Origin of the sequence: Lentzea miocenica, from assembly GCF_033949945.1 — a bacterium.
Taxonomy (GTDB): Bacteria; Actinomycetota; Actinomycetes; order Mycobacteriales; family Pseudonocardiaceae; genus Lentzea; species Lentzea miocenica.
In genome coordinates this window covers 114,778-129,065 of record NZ_JAXAVW010000009.1, presented here as the reverse complement: position 1 = coordinate 129,065, position 14,288 = coordinate 114,778, and the positions used below count along the sequence as shown (strand labels likewise).

Sequence of the window (14,288 nt, the reverse complement as noted above, 5' to 3'; positions counted from 1 at the left end):
GGTAGTCGCCGGGACGTCACACGGGAACGGTCTCCCGCTGTTCAACGGAGGCGCGGCGCTTCGACGGCCTGCGCTCCAGCCACCACTGCGAGATCAGCAGCGGGACCGTCCACCCCAGCCACGTCGCGATTCCGCCGACAGTGTTCGGCAGCTCGGCTTCCGGCACCCGATCCGCCAGCAGTATGAACGCGACCACTCCCCAGATCCGGTTCGTGATGATCGAGACGGTCAGGGCGAAGCTGCGGATCATCCACTTGCGGTGGTCGCGGAACCGGCGCTCCCTGGCCGCGCGCCACGCCAGCCAGGTGAAGGTCAGCCACAGCGTGGCCAGCATCAGGGTGCTGACCATGGCGATCGGGCCGAACGGGGTCATCCAGCCGATGACGAGGCCGGCCAGGCCTCCGGGGAGCACGCCTCCCCACACGTACACACGGCCGATCCGGCGGTGCCAGACCGGGAAACGGCCGCGGAACCACGGCCAGATCTGCACCACGGACGCGAGGATGGCGATCGACGAGCAGACGACGTGCACGACCAGGATGGGGTAGTGCGGTCCCCAGTCCGATTGCACACGCGACTGCAAACGGTCACCGGTCAGGTAGGGCGGTAGCGAGAACGCCACGAACGCCACCACCACGAAGGCCAACGGGCCTACCCAGGGCTTGCGCAACCACGTCATGGCGCCACGATCGCCACCAGCGCTTACCGATCACGCACCGATCGCTGACGCGGCTGTTGTAGTGCGGTTCTGACACCGCGCTGACATCTGACGGGGTGTAGCTGTCAGGTCGCTGTGAGCGCTCGTCAGCAAGGTCGGCGCCATGAAGTCGACATGCCTGATCGCCGCGGCCGCGCTGACGCTCCTCATGGCGCCGGACGCACAGGCGGCGTCCTGCGGCGGGCGCGGCTGCAACAACCAGGACCCGGTCCAGACCGGGTGCGGCAGCAGCACCACCGTCGCCGACACCGCGCCCATGTACACCGGTGGCACCGCCGAGCTGCGCTGGTCGCCGGGGTGCAGGACGAACTGGGTCCGGATCTCGAACTACTCCGGTGGCGACTCCGCGCTGCGCATCACCGTCTGGTCGAGCAGCGACCACGTCGGCTTCGTCGCGCCGGGAACGCCCGGCAACCACTGGGGAAACATGGTCCACGCACCCGGCTGCGCTCGCGGCGAGGTGCTCTACGTCGACACCAACGGCGTTCATCGCACCGCCCGCCTCGCGTCCAGCGACTGCTGAGGGGGCGCGCCGTGACCGGCTACATCACCGACTGACTTTCCTGGCCAGCGACAAGAGCAATCCATCGAGGGAGAAGCATGTTCATCAGGATCGCCAGCGCCGTCGGCACCGTGGCGCTCGCAACGGGTGCGTTGCTCGGGATCGCGTCACCGGCGAACGCCGAGACCAACCCGAGCTGCAGCCGGGTGGACCAGATCGGCAGCACCGCCTACATCAAGTCGGGCGGCACGACCATCGCGTCGGTGAAGCAGTTCAAGGGCTGCAACAAGAACTGGTCCTACACCTACGTGTGGGAGGGCTTCCGCAACTCGCACAGCGGCACCTGGTGGGCCTGCTCCGGCGTTTCCACCAGCGGTGGCCTGCAGGACTACAAGTGCGGCGGCAACCACCAGAAGGAAGTCTGGTCCTCCGGCGCCAACACGCTGTCGGTGTGCACCAAGGCGTACGGCCAGCTCGAGTGGTCCAACGGCGAGGGCGCCGCCGCCACGGACCAGCGGTGCTGAACCTCCGCAGGACCGCTCTGACCGCGGTCGCCGCCCTGGCCGTGCTGGTGCCCCTCGTGAGCACCGGCACGGCCCAGGCCGAGGTCCGCACGTTCACCGCGACGACCGCCCTCGACGGCCGCACCGTCAAGGACCCGAACGTGCCGGTCGGCCAGAAGCGCGTCGCCGACATGTACCTCAAGGGACAGAAGGTCAACGTCGTCTGTCAGGACACCGGTCCCGAGTACGGCGGCAAGAAGATCTGGGACCTCACGACCGAGGGGCTGTGGATCCCGGACGGCTACACCAGCAACACCTCGGACACGATGGTGCTGCCCAAGTGCGCCACCTCGAAGTCCTTCCCCGCCAAGGTCGACCTCAACGGCCGCAAGAACAAGGGTGACGCCGCCACCGCACCCGGTTCGGTCGTCGACAGGTACCGGGCGGGACAGCAGGTTCCGGTCAAGTGCCAGGCGCAGGCCGAGAGCGGCACGATCTGGGACTTCACCACGGACAACCTGTGGGTGCCCGACAACTACGTCAAGACCGGCACCGACGGGTTCGTGCAGGGCCTGCCGCGCTGCGACACCGACGGCATCGAACCGGGCGAGACTCCTCCCGGCAACGCCGTCCACGGCCGCGGCACCGGCCCGGCCGGTCCGGCCACGGGCACGAACGCGGAGAAGATCCAGCGTGTGATCGACACCGCGAAGTCCCAGATGGGCAAGGGTTATCTCTACTCGTGGGGCGCCGGCGGCAAGGGTGGTGCGTCGTACGGAATCCACCATTACCCGGACAACGACCCGTCGCAGGGTGACGACTACAACCGGCTCGGCTACGACTGCTCCGGCCTGACGCTGTACGCCTTCTGGAAGGGCGCTGGCCTCGACATCGGCGCCTGGACCGGTGCGCAGAACACCGCGGGCCGCGCGGTGGCGATCGCCGACCGCAAGCCGGGTGACCTCGTCTTCTGGGGCCGTTCCGACAACGACTCCGACTCCACCACGCACGTGGCCCTCTACCTGGGCGACAACAAGATCCTGGAAGCCTCGCCGCCGCGCAACGGGCAGAGCCTCCGGATCAGTGATCTCAACAGCCATGGCACGCCGTACTCCAAGGTCCGTCGAATCTTCGGGTGAGCGAGGAAAAGTCATGAACGTCAAGAGAGTGCTGTCGGCGGTCGCGGGGCTCGCGATCAGCCTCGGCGCGCTGGTCGTCACCGGACAGGCGGCCCAGGCCGCTCCCGGCTTCCAGCTGCCGTTCCCGTGTGGACAGACGTGGGAGGGGCAGACCCGCGGCCCGAGCCACCAGTACCCGCACAACCCGTTGGAGGCCATCGACTTCAACCGCGCCAACGACGAGGGCGACTGGGTCGTCGCCTCCGCGGCCGGCAAGGTCTCCCGGGTCGAGAACCGCGGCAACGAGGGCTACGGCCGGTGGATCGAGATCAACCACGGCGGCGGCTGGACCACCCGCTACGCCCACCTGTCGGCGCAGAACGTCTCGGTCGGCCAGCAGGTCTCCCAGGGCGCGAAGATCGGCAAGGTCGGCAACACCGGCAACTCGGACGGGGCGCACCTGCACTTCGAGCAGCGGCAGAACGGTGACCCGAAGCGCGTCGTGCTGAACGGCTCGACCGCGTTGTACTACGGCTCGAAGAACTACAAGAGCAACAACTGCGGCGGCGGTGGCAGCACCAACCCGTACACGCCGGAAGAGGCGTGCGGCGACGGTTACAAGGTCATCGACGGCGCGAACGTCACCGGTGCCCGCGTTTCGCTGCTGTACAACGCCTCCAACGGTTACAACTGCGTGGTCGCGATCAAGACCACGAAGATCGGCACGGCGTCGGACGTCGGCGCGTTCCTCGAGGTGCAGGGTGCGGCTCGCACGACTGACCGCGACGAGTACGGCTACTACGCCGGCCCGATCAAGAAGAAGGCCCCCGGCAAGTGCGTCAAGTGGGGCGGCATGGTCGGTTCCTCCAGTTACACCAGCGGTTTCGAACACTGCGACTGAGTTTCCCTCTCTGCGAACAAGAAGGGCTCACGGTGTCAAAGAGACTCATCTTCGTGGCGATTGCCGGCGCGCTGCTCAGCGTGTTCGTCGCAACGGCCCCGGCGAACGCGGCGACGGCCCGCAACGGGGTTTGTGAGGCAGGGGAGTTCTGCCTCTACTTCAACAGCGACCAGGCCGGTTCGGTGTCGGACTTCGACACCTCGATCTCCGACTACGGCGACAGCCAGCCGTCCTGCTACGACTTCAAGAGTGCGGGCAACGGCCAGGGCGTGTGCGTCAAGAACAACGCCGCGGCGGTGTGGAACCGCATGGGCAGCTCGGTCACCGTGTTCTTCAACAGCGGGTACGGCGGCACCAGCCAGACGATCGGCGCCGGTGCCAAGGCCAACCTCAAGGCAGGGTTGAAGAACGAGAACGCCTCGCACCGGGTCGGCTCGCCGGCCGACGCTCGTGACGGCGTCTGCGACGACGACGAGTTCTGCCTGTACTACAACAGCGACCAGGCCGGTTCGGTGTCCGACTTCGACACGTCGGTCGCCAACTACGGCGACAGCCAGCCGTCCTGCTACGACTTCAAGAGTGCGGGCAACGGCCAGGGCGTGTGCGTGAAGAACAACGCGGCGTCGGTCTGGAACCGCACGAGCAAGCCGGTCACCGTGTACTTCAACAGCAACTACGGTGGCACGAACCAGACGATCGCGGCGGGTGGCAAGGCCAACCTCAAGGCTGGCCTGAAGAACGAGAACGCCTCCCACCGGATCGGTGACAGCGGTGGCGGCAGCCCGGACCCCGACCCCGGCGACCCCGGCCCCTACCCCACGCCGCCGGAGAACACGAACCCGGAGCAGGCGGTCCGCGCACCGAACGCCTCTGCCCGCACGGCGTTCGTGCGCACGCAGATCGCTGACCTGACCGGTGAGCGCCAGTGCTACGTGGGCGACTACCGGCCCGGTGAGCCGTCGACGAGCAACCACAACACGGGCAACGCGCTCGACTGCACCATCTCGAACGCGATCGGCCAGTACCCGAACGCCTCGCAGGAGGCGCAGGGCTGGAAGCTCGCGAACTGGCTGAAGCAGCACGCCGTCCGGCTCGACGTCCGGTACGTGATCTGGGACGGCAAGATCTGGAGCGTGGCCCGTGCGTCCGAGGGCTGGCGCACCTACACCGCGGGCGGCGGTGTGACCGGTGGTCACTACGACCACGTCCACGTTTCGATGCAGAACCCTTACGGCGACTGACCTAACTGATCAGGCTGTCCAAGAGGTTGTCTCGCCGCAGACCGGGTGTGCCGAGCAGTTCGGCCGCCCGGTCCGCGTGCATTTCCCGCCCTGCCTTGGCGAGCACGAGACGCGCGACGCCCTCGCCGTACCGGTCACCGCGAGCGCTGGTGATCTCCAGGCAGCGCTCGGCGTCCTTCGCGGCCTCTTCGGTCTTTCCTTGAGCCAGGAACACTTCCGCGCGGCACAGCAGGGCCTGCCACTCGTCGTTGTGCTCGCCCGTCTCCCGGCACAGTTCGATGCACTCGCCCAGCGCGGTCGCCGCTTCGTCCAGCCGGGCGAGCCTGAACAGCGCCTGCCCCTGTGAGGCCAGCGCATACGCTGTTCCGGCAGCGTCTTGATGCGTGCGAGCGTGCTCGAGGCTTTCCGTGGCGGCGTCGAACGCCTGCTCGTAGCGGCCGGCGACCTGGTGCACCTGAGCCAGCGCGGACAACGGAACCCGTTGCGCGCCCGCAGGTCCGTGGTCGGCGGTGAGCTTGATCGCCCGCGCGAGCGTGTCCGAGGCCTCGTCGAGCTGGCCCTGTTCGCGTTGGATCGTGCCGATGCCGGCCAGCGCACGGCCCTGTCCGAACGGGTCGTCGGCGCGTGTTTCCAGCACCTCTTCGAGCTGGGCTCGGGCGGTGCCGAACAGACCGATCCGGCGATTGGCCGCCGACCGCACCAGAAGCGCGGTCTGCAACGCCTCGGAGGTGTTGGTCGTGCGTGCCGCCTGGTCCGCGATCTGGCCGAGTTCGATCAGGTCCGCGACCCTGTCCTGTTTGAACAGATGCGGGTACAGCATGTGCGCGATCGCCAGAGCGTGCTCTGCCAGCGACGGCTCCGCCATCGTGGAGCGGGCCGCCGCCAGCAGGTTCTCGGCCTCGTCCGTCAGCCACCGCAACGGCTCGTCGATGTCCTGCTGGGTAGCGGAGTTCGTGAGGGCGCCGTAAGCGTGCGGGCGCAGCTTCTTGAGGGCCGCGGTCAAAGTCTCGCGGTAGTGCGTGAGTGCGCGGGTGAGAGCGTCGTGCTTCTCGTCGTTGACGTGCTCAGCGCCGAACAACCTGAGCAGGTCGTGCACCCGGTAGCGCTCGGGCCCGCACGGTTCGACGAGCTTGGCGTCCACCAACGGGTCCAACGCCCGGTCCACGTCGTCCTGCCCCAGCAAGGCCTGCGCGACCGACTCGCTGACCGTCGGCACGTTGAGGCAGCACAGCAGGGTGAACGCCCTGGTGGAGCTGTCGTTCAGGCCCTCGAAGCTCAGCTGGAAGCTCGACCTGACCCCGAGGTCGTCGAAGTTCAGCTCGTCCAGCCGGTGCCGCTGGTCCGCGAGCCGCTTCGCCAGGTTCGCCGTCGTCCAGTCCGGCCGCGACCGCAAACGGGCGGCCGCGATCGTGAGAGCGAGCGGCAGGTAGTCGCAGGCTTTGGCGACCTGCCTGGCCTCCTGGCTGGTGTCGCCCAGCAACCTCAGCGCGTCGTCCTCCGGCAACGGGTCGAGCCGGACGTGCCGCGCGCCGAGCGTCGCCAGCATGCGGCGGCTGGTGATCAGCACGGACGAGCCCGATTCCCCCGGCAGCAACGGCCCGACCTGCGCCGCGTCCACCGCGTTGTCCAGCAGCACCAGCACTTTGCGGCGGGCGAGCGTCGACCGGTAGAGCGCGGCGGCCTCGGAGGTGTCCGTGGGCACCGCGAGCGGTGGTGTGCCGAGCGCGCGCAGGAAGCGCCTGATCACCTCGGCGGGGGAGAGCGGTGACCGTCCCGGCGTGGCGCCGTGCAGGTCCACGTACAGCTGACCGTCCGGGAACCGGTCCGCCATCGCGTGCGCGGCCGCACTGGCGAGAGCGCTCTTGCCCTGCCCGCCCGGCCCGTGCACCGCGATCACCGGCTCCACCGCGTTCGTGATCAGCTCGATCTCCGCACGCCGTCCGACGAACGGGTCCGGCTTCGCGGGCAGCTCGCGGGGAACGGCGGGAATGTCGCCCTGGAGGATCGCGGCGTGCAGGTCCTTGAGCTCCTGCCCAGGATCGAGGCCCAGCTCCTCGGCCAGGTGCCGGCGGCCCTCGTCGTACGTCCTGAGCGCGTCCGCCTGCCGTCCGCTGCGGTGCAACGCGACCATCAGCGCGCCCCGGAACCGTTCCCTGGTCGGGTGATCGCTGACGTACCCGGTCAGCTCGCCGATCACCTCGTGGTGCCGGCCCTCCTTGATCGCCTTGTCGACCCGGCGCTCGATCGCCGCGAGCCGTTCCTCCTCCAGCTGGTTCGCGAGCTGGGTGTTCGTGGTGAGTTCGGCCAGCGCGGGCCCGCGCCAGTACCCCAGCGCCTCGTCGGGATCGCCGGCGTCGCGGAAGAGCCGCAGGTCGAGCGAGCGGTCGGGGACGTCGAGCCGGTACCCCTGTCGCGACCACTCCAGCGACACCCCGGGGAGGCCCTTCAGCGCCCTTCTGAGCTGTGAAACGTGCACCTGCACGGCCTTGCGCGCGCTCGCGGGCGGATCGCCGTCCCACAGGATCGACATCAGGTGGTCGACGCTGACGGTCTGACCGGCGTGCAGCAGCAGCAACACCAGGACCTGCCGTGGTTGACCTGCGGGAATGTGCACGTCCCGCTGCCCGTGCGTGACGAGCAGCGGCCCAAGCACCCCGAACCGAACGCCGTCCACGGGCCAACGATATCCGGTCCACAACGGTGTCGCGGCCGCTACGCTCGGTGAAGTGACCATGCACCGGCTGCACATCAACGGTGAGATCCACGACGTCGAGGCCGATCCGGACACCCCGCTGCTCTGGGTGCTGCGCGACCACCTGGGACTGACCGGCACCAAGTACGGCTGCGGTGTCGGCGCCTGCGGTGCGTGCACGTCCATAGTGGACGGCCAGGCGTTCCGCCCGTGCGAGCACCCCGTGGCGAGCATGCGGGAACAGGACGTGCTCACCATCGAGGGCATCGCCGATCATCCGGTGCAGCAGGCGTGGCTGGACGAGGACGTCGCGCAGTGCGGCTACTGCCAGCCGGGCCAGATCATGGCGACGATCGCGTTGCTGGCCAAGCACCCCGATCCCACCGACGAGGACATCGACGAGGCGTTGCGCAACAACGTCTGCCGGTGCGGCAGCTATCCCCGGATCCGCAAGGCCGTCAAGCTGGCCGCCGAACGAATGCGAGCCGAAGCGTGAATCCGTTCGTGCGCATCGACGGGGAATCCGGCCGGATCACGGTCACCGTCCCGGTTCCGGACACCGGCCAGGGCGTGCGCACCGCGGTCGCCATGATGGTGGCGGAGGAGCTGAAGGTCCCTGTCGAAAGCCTTGCGATCGAACAGGCAGAAGGCGACCCGGAGACCTACGGATCGCAGATCTCGGCCAACTCCAACACGATGCAGCGCCTGCACGAGCCGATCCGCACGGCCGCGGCCACCGTCCGGCACCAGCTGATCAAGGCGGCCGCACAACGCTGGCAGGTCGCCGAAGACGAGTGCCGGGCCGGCCGCGGTTTCGTCCAGCACGGCGAGGACCGGCTCAGCTATCGGGAACTGGCAGGGGAAGCCGCCCAGCTCACGCCGTCCGACGTCGTGCTGACGCCGCGGGACGAGTGGCAGGTCCTCGGCAACCCGGCGATCAAGCGGGTCGACCAGGCCGCGATCGTCACCGGCAAGCTCGCCTACGCCATCGACCAGCCGGCCGACCTCGTCGCGGTCGTCGCCAGGCCACCGTGGATCGGCGCCACCCCAGCACGATTCGACGCCACCGACGTCCGCGACGCAGAGGTCGTCCAGCTGGCCGGCGGGTTCGCCGTGCTGGCGAAGGACACCTACACCGCGCTCAAGGGCCGGGAGAACCTCGCGACGACCTGGGAGGGCGGCGCCCCGGACGCGGACAGCGACGAGTGGCTGGCCGAACTCGAAGCCGCCCTGCCGGAAGGAAAGACACCGCCGGGTGATTTCGTGGAGAAGATCTACGTCACACCGATGCTCGCCCACGCGCCGATGGAACCGCCGACGGCGACCGCGAGCGTCACGGGCGACGAGGTCACCCTGTGGGTTCCGACCCAGGCACCTGATCGGGTGCGCAAACTTCTGGAAGAGGACTTCGGGACCGTCCGGGTCGTCCCGACCCGAGCGGGCGGCGCGTTCGGGCGGAAGTTCGAAGTCGACTTCGTGTTGGAAGCAGTCCAACTCGCACGGCACACCGGCAGGACGGTGAAAGTGCTGTGGACAAGAGACGACGACATGCGACACGACTCGTACCGTCCATTGTCGGTCCATCGCATACGAGCAACGGTCAACGACGAAGGTCTACCCACTTGGCGCGATCACGCCGTTTCCACGTGGCCTCTCTCGGCGGTGCTCGAAGTCACGAGCAACCCCCAGATCATGAAGATGATGGCGAACAAGTATCCGTACGACGTGGACGGCGAGCTCCACTTCGCCATCTTGCCGCCGCCCATCAGAACCGGCTTCTGGCGCAGCGTCTACGCAGGTCAGTCCGTTTATGTCGAAGAGATGTTCCTGAGTGAACTGGACATGGCGCACAACCAGGTCGAACGCCGGTTGCGGCTGCTCACCGACCAGCGGGTCAGAAAAACGCTCGAAGCGGCCGCCGAAGCGCACGACGGAGAACCGCAGGCGGTGGCCTGTCATCAGAACTACGGATCGGTCGTCGCGGTGATCGCGGAAACGACACAGGACGGCCGTACGAAAATCACCGCGGCGGTCGACGTCGGCCCGGCACTGCATCCATCGGGTGTCCGCCAGCAGGTCGAAGGAGCGATCATGGACGCGGTCTCCACGGCACAAGGTGCGCGAATCACCGTCAGGCAGGGAAAAGTCGTGCAAAAATCGTTCGGGGACTACCCGTGGGCGAGGATCGGCGACACACCCGAGATCACGGTCGTGGTGGTGGCGTCGGACGCGCCGGTGGGCGGATTGGGTGAGCTGGCGTACCCGGCTGCCGCAGCGGCACTCGGTTTTCTTTCACAGGGAAAGCAGAACAGTGATTCGCGGTAGCGTTCGTATTAGTGGGTCACCTCATTGGAGTAACGGCGGTGCCGCGATGATGCCAAGTCGGGCATCATCATCGGGCTCGACCAAGTCGTAGAACGAGGGGTCTCGTGTGACCATCTTCCGTACCGGCCATACCGGACTGTGGTGGATGTACCTGGTGGCGGGTCACCTGCTGCTGGGCGTCTACTACCTGATTCCGGTCAGCCCCGCGGGGACAACGGGGCAAACGGTACGAGTGGTGCTCTACTGCACGATCAGCGCCTCGGCCGCGGTCGCGACATTCGCCGGTGTCAAGCGCAACCGCCCCCAATGGCGGCGGCCATGGGTGTTCCTCGCACTCAGCCAGGTGGTTTACGCGATCGCGGACCTCACGTTCTACGCATCGCACTACCTCTTCAACTACACGGTTTACCCCTCATACGCGGACATCTTCTATCTCGGGCATTACCCGTTGATGGTCGCGGGCGTGATCCTGCTGATCCGCCGCCGCACTCCCGGACTCGACCTGCCGAGCCTGCTCGACGCCGCGGTGCTCGCGGTCGTGGCGGGCATGGCGTCCTGGCTCTACGTCATCGGCCCGCAGGCGCGGCTCACGTCACCGGTGCTCGTGAAGATCGCGTCGCTCGGCTACCCGATGATGGATCTCGCGCTCTTCGTCGTGGCGCTGCGCCTGATCTTCGGCGCCGGGCCGCGGCCACGCGCGTTCGTGCTGCTCACGGCCAACCTGCTGGGAATCCTGACCGCGGACACCATCTACGTGTTGCAGCGCCTGGACGGCAGCTACCACGCGGGCAACTTCCTCGACGCCATCTGGTTGTCGGCCAACCTGTGCATGGGTGCCGCCGCGCTGCACCCGACGATGGCGCGGCTCGTCGACCGCGGGCACGTCAAGGACGTCGGCCTGAGCCGCGGCCGGATCATCGCGCTGTCGTCGGCCGCGCTCGCCGCACCGGTCCTGATGCTGATCCACGACGTCGGCCAGTCGTCGCAGGACGTCCTGGTGATCGCGGCGGGCAGCGCGCTGCTGTCGTTGCTGATCATCGCCAGGCTCGCGGGGCTGGTGGCTGACCAGCGCAAGCTCGCGATCACCGACAGCCTCACCGGGCTGCACACCCGCAGGTTCTTCGAAGCCCAGCTGCCACTGGAGATCTCGCGCGCGCGACGCAACGACGGTTCGGTCGCGGTGTTCATCATCGACGTGGACCGCTTCAAGTCGATCAACGACAACTACGGCCACCCGGCGGGCGACGACGTGCTGATGGAGGTCGCGGCACGGTTGCGCGCGGCGTCCAGGTCGGGTGAGGTGCTCGCGCGGTACGGCGGCGAGGAGTTCGCGCTGCTCGTCCCGGACGCCGGCCCCGGCAGGCTGTCCGTGATCGCGAACCGGCTGCGCGAACGGGTGGCGGAGAAGCCGATCCCGGTCAACGCGAGCAACGACGACATCCCGTTGTCCGTGACGGTGTCGGTCGGTTCGGCGAGCTTCCCGACGCACGGCGACGGTCCCGACGACATCGTGGTGATCGCGGACCGCGCGCTGTACGCGGCGAAGGCCGCCGGCCGCAACCGGGTCGCGGTCGGGCCCGAGCCGCTGCCCGCGGTCGACCCGGACACCGACGGCGCGATGGCGGAGTTCCTCTGCCAGGTCGCCGACCGGGTGGACGGCTGGCTGCACCGCTACGACCACAGCCGTTCGGTGTCGCGCTGGGCGGGCGTGGCCGCGGGGGAGTTCGGGCTGGACGCGCCGACGATCAGGGTCGCGCAGCTCGCCGGTCGCCTGCACGACATCGGCAAGATCATCATCCCCGAGGTGGTGCTCACCAAGCCCGGTGCACTGTCCGAAGAGGAATGGCGGCTGCTGCGGCAACATCCCGACTTCGGCTACCGGCTCGCGCGGATGGTGCCGGGGTTCGCGGGCGTGGCGCACGTGATCAGGCAGCAGCACGAGCGCTACGACGGCGACGGCTACCCGGACAAGCTGCGCGGAGCGGACATCCGTGCGGAAGCAAGGATCCTGTCCGTTTGCGTGGCGTGGGCCGCTATGCGGTCGAATCGTCCACACCAGACAGCGCTGGACGAGAACCGCGCACGACGCGAACTGTGGGCGGGCCGCGGTGAACAGTTCGATCCGGACGTGGTGGACATGTTCCTGGATCTGCACACCCAGGGCACGATCGGAATGTTGCGTCCGTCCGGATTGTCCGTTCAGGAGGCTGGATTTCCGGCGGAGTTCCGGCCCTGATCACCTGGTGATGGCATGCTCTGAGCCATGAGCACGGAGTACGCCATCCCCGCCGAGGTGCCGAGTCCGGAACGTCCGGCCCCGCCGGGTGGGCCGGTGGGGAGGTGGCTGCTCGCGGACCGCGTGGCGCCCTCCGGCCCGGAGAGCCAGGAGTCGCACGCGAAGCCGCACCCGTGGTGGAAGGTCATGACGCTGACCGGCGTCGACTACTTCTCCACGCTGTCGTACCTGCCGGGTATCGCCGCGCTGGCCGCGGGCGCGCTGTCGCCGCTGGCCACGTTGCTCATCGTGGCGTTGACGCTGCTGGGCATGCTGCCGATGTACCGGCGGGTGGCGCGCGAGAGCCCGAACGGCCAGGGCTCGGTGGCGATGCTGGAGGACCTGCTGCCGTTCTGGCGCGGCAAGATCTTCGTGCTGGTGCTGCTCGGGTTCGTGGCGACGTCGTGGATCATCACGATCACCCTGTCCGCGGCCGACGCCTCGGTGCACGCGCTGGAGAACCCGTACGTCCCCGAGTCGTTGCACGGCTACGAGCTCGCGTTGACGATCGTGCTGCTGCTGATCCTCGGCGGCGTGTTCCTGATGGGCTTCAGCGAGGCCGTGGGCGTCGCGATCCCGTTGGTCGCGGTGTTCCTGGCGTTGAACGCGGTCCTGGCCGTGGTGGGCCTGGTGGACGTCTTCGCCACGCCGGACGCCCTGCAGCGGTGGTTCGACGCGTTGGGCTCGCACGGCGGCGGGTTCTTCGGGGTGATCGGCCCGGCGATTCTGGCGTTTCCGTTGCTGGTGCTCGGTCTGTCCGGCTTCGAGACCGGCGTGAGCATGATGCCGTTGGTCGAGGCCTCCGGCAAGACGCCGGAAGAACGCCTGGAGAGCCGGGTGCGCAACACCCGCAAGCTGCTGACGGCCGCCGCGCTGATCATGTCGGTGTACCTGATCGCGACGTCGTTCATCACGACTGTGCTGGTGCCGCAGGACAAGTTCGCTCCGGGTGGGCCTGCGAACGGGCGTGCGCTCGCGTACCTCGCGCACGAACTGCTCGGCGAGGTGTTCGGCACCGTCTACGACATCAGCAGCATCCTGATCCTGTGGTTCGCCGGCGCGTCCGCGATGGCCGGCCTGATCAACATCGTGCCGCGCTACCTGCCTTCCTACGGCATGGCACCGGAATGGGGCCGCGCGGTCCGTCCGGTCGTGATCGTCTACACGATCATCTGCATCATCATCACGATCATCTTCAAGGCCGACGTGAACGCGCAGGCCGGCGCGTACGCCACCGGCATCCTGGCGATGATGGTGTCGGGTTCGTTCGCGGTCACGGTGTCCGCGTGGCGCAAGAAGCAGCGCGGCGCGACGATCGGGTTCACCGTGCTGACGCTGGTGCTGCTGTACGCGTTGGTGGAGAACGTGATCGAGAAGCCGGACGGCATCACGATCTCCTTCTTCTTCATCATCGGCATCGTGGTGATCTCGTTGGTGTCGCGCATCTCCCGCACCACCGAGCTGCGGGTCGACAAGATCAAGTTCGACGAGCGGGCACGGCAGTTCATCACCGAGACGATCGAGAACGACGGCCGGATCACGCTGATCGCGAACCGCCGCCAGGGCGGCGACAAGGCGGAGTACGACGAGAAGGAGACCGAGCAGCGCGGCATCAACCCGGTGCCCGGCACGGCGGACGTGATGTTCCTGGAGATCGACATCGTCGACCCGTCGGCGTTCAGCAACGTGCTGTGCGTGCAGGGCGTCGAGGTCGACGGCCATCGCATCCTGCGTGCCTCCGCGCCCGCCGCCCCGAACGCGATCGCGGCGATCCTGCTGGCGTTGCGCGACTCGACCGGCGTGATCCCGCACGCGCACTTCGAGTGGTCGGAAGGAAATCCGCTCGGCCACCTGTTCCGCTACCTGATCCTCGGTCGCGGCGACACCCCTCCGGTCGTACGCGAGATCATCCGCTCGGCGGAGGAGGATCCGTCCCGACGGCCACGCGTGCACGTCGGATAGCTGGAAGACTTCCCCCTGTTACGTCCGACTAAGGGGGAAGGACGCCATACA

Annotated in this window: 11 protein-coding genes; 9 read left to right on the top strand and 2 right to left on the bottom strand. The window is 68.0% G+C overall.

Going from position 1 to position 14,288, the window contains the following annotated elements:
• Positions 1-16 precede the first annotated feature (16 nt).
• Positions 17-679, bottom strand: a complete 663-nt coding sequence (locus SK803_RS13035) for a DUF2306 domain-containing protein (RefSeq protein WP_319966211.1) — start codon at positions 677-679, stop codon at positions 17-19.
• A 142-nt stretch (positions 680-821) separates the two neighbouring features.
• Here SK803_RS13035 and SK803_RS13030 point away from each other — a divergent pair, with 142 nt between their 5' ends.
• From SK803_RS13030 to SK803_RS13010, 5 genes are all read left to right on the top strand, one after another.
• Complete coding sequence (locus SK803_RS13030; RefSeq protein ID WP_319966210.1) at positions 822-1,241, top strand: DUF2690 domain-containing protein; 420 nt, start codon at positions 822-824, stop codon at positions 1,239-1,241.
• A 77-nt stretch (positions 1,242-1,318) separates the two neighbouring features.
• Positions 1,319-1,744, top strand: a complete 426-nt coding sequence (locus tag SK803_RS13025) for a hypothetical protein (RefSeq protein WP_319966209.1) — start codon at positions 1,319-1,321, stop codon at positions 1,742-1,744.
• On the top strand, positions 1,738-2,862 hold the full coding sequence (locus SK803_RS13020) for a C40 family peptidase (protein ID WP_319966208.1): 1,125 nt from the start codon (positions 1,738-1,740) through the stop codon (positions 2,860-2,862). Before SK803_RS13025 ends, SK803_RS13020 begins: the two co-directional genes overlap by 7 nt.
• A 13-nt stretch (positions 2,863-2,875) precedes the next feature.
• A complete protein-coding gene (locus SK803_RS13015; RefSeq protein WP_319966207.1) occupies positions 2,876-3,742 on the top strand; it encodes a M23 family metallopeptidase in 867 nt (288 codons plus the stop codon).
• A 32-nt stretch (positions 3,743-3,774) separates the two neighbouring features.
• Positions 3,775-4,983: a peptidase inhibitor family I36 protein gene (locus SK803_RS13010; protein WP_319966206.1), complete on the top strand. Its 1,209-nt coding sequence runs from the start codon at positions 3,775-3,777 to the stop codon at positions 4,981-4,983.
• 1 nt (position 4,984) lies between these two features.
• On the opposite strand, the gene SK803_RS13005 is transcribed toward SK803_RS13010, so the two are convergent.
• Complete coding sequence (locus SK803_RS13005) at positions 4,985-7,657, bottom strand: AfsR/SARP family transcriptional regulator (protein ID WP_319966205.1); 2,673 nt, start codon at positions 7,655-7,657, stop codon at positions 4,985-4,987.
• Positions 7,658-7,709: 52 nt separating this feature from the next.
• Between SK803_RS13005 and SK803_RS13000 the strand changes: the two genes are divergently transcribed.
• The 4 genes from SK803_RS13000 to SK803_RS12985 all read left to right on the top strand — a co-directional run bounded on the left by SK803_RS13000 (position 7,710) and on the right by SK803_RS12985 (position 14,237).
• Positions 7,710-8,171: a (2Fe-2S)-binding protein gene (locus tag SK803_RS13000; RefSeq protein ID WP_455032243.1), complete on the top strand. Its 462-nt coding sequence runs from the start codon at positions 7,710-7,712 to the stop codon at positions 8,169-8,171.
• Positions 8,168-10,000: a molybdopterin cofactor-binding domain-containing protein gene (locus SK803_RS12995; protein ID WP_319966204.1), complete on the top strand. Its 1,833-nt coding sequence runs from the start codon at positions 8,168-8,170 to the stop codon at positions 9,998-10,000. Before SK803_RS13000 ends, SK803_RS12995 begins: the two co-directional genes overlap by 4 nt.
• A gap of 106 nt (positions 10,001-10,106) precedes the next feature.
• Complete coding sequence (locus tag SK803_RS12990) at positions 10,107-12,236, top strand: bifunctional diguanylate cyclase/phosphohydrolase (RefSeq protein WP_319966203.1); 2,130 nt, start codon at positions 10,107-10,109, stop codon at positions 12,234-12,236.
• A gap of 27 nt (positions 12,237-12,263) precedes the next feature.
• Complete coding sequence (locus SK803_RS12985) at positions 12,264-14,237, top strand: APC family permease (RefSeq protein ID WP_319966202.1); 1,974 nt, start codon at positions 12,264-12,266, stop codon at positions 14,235-14,237.
• Positions 14,238-14,288: the final 51 nt, after the last annotated feature.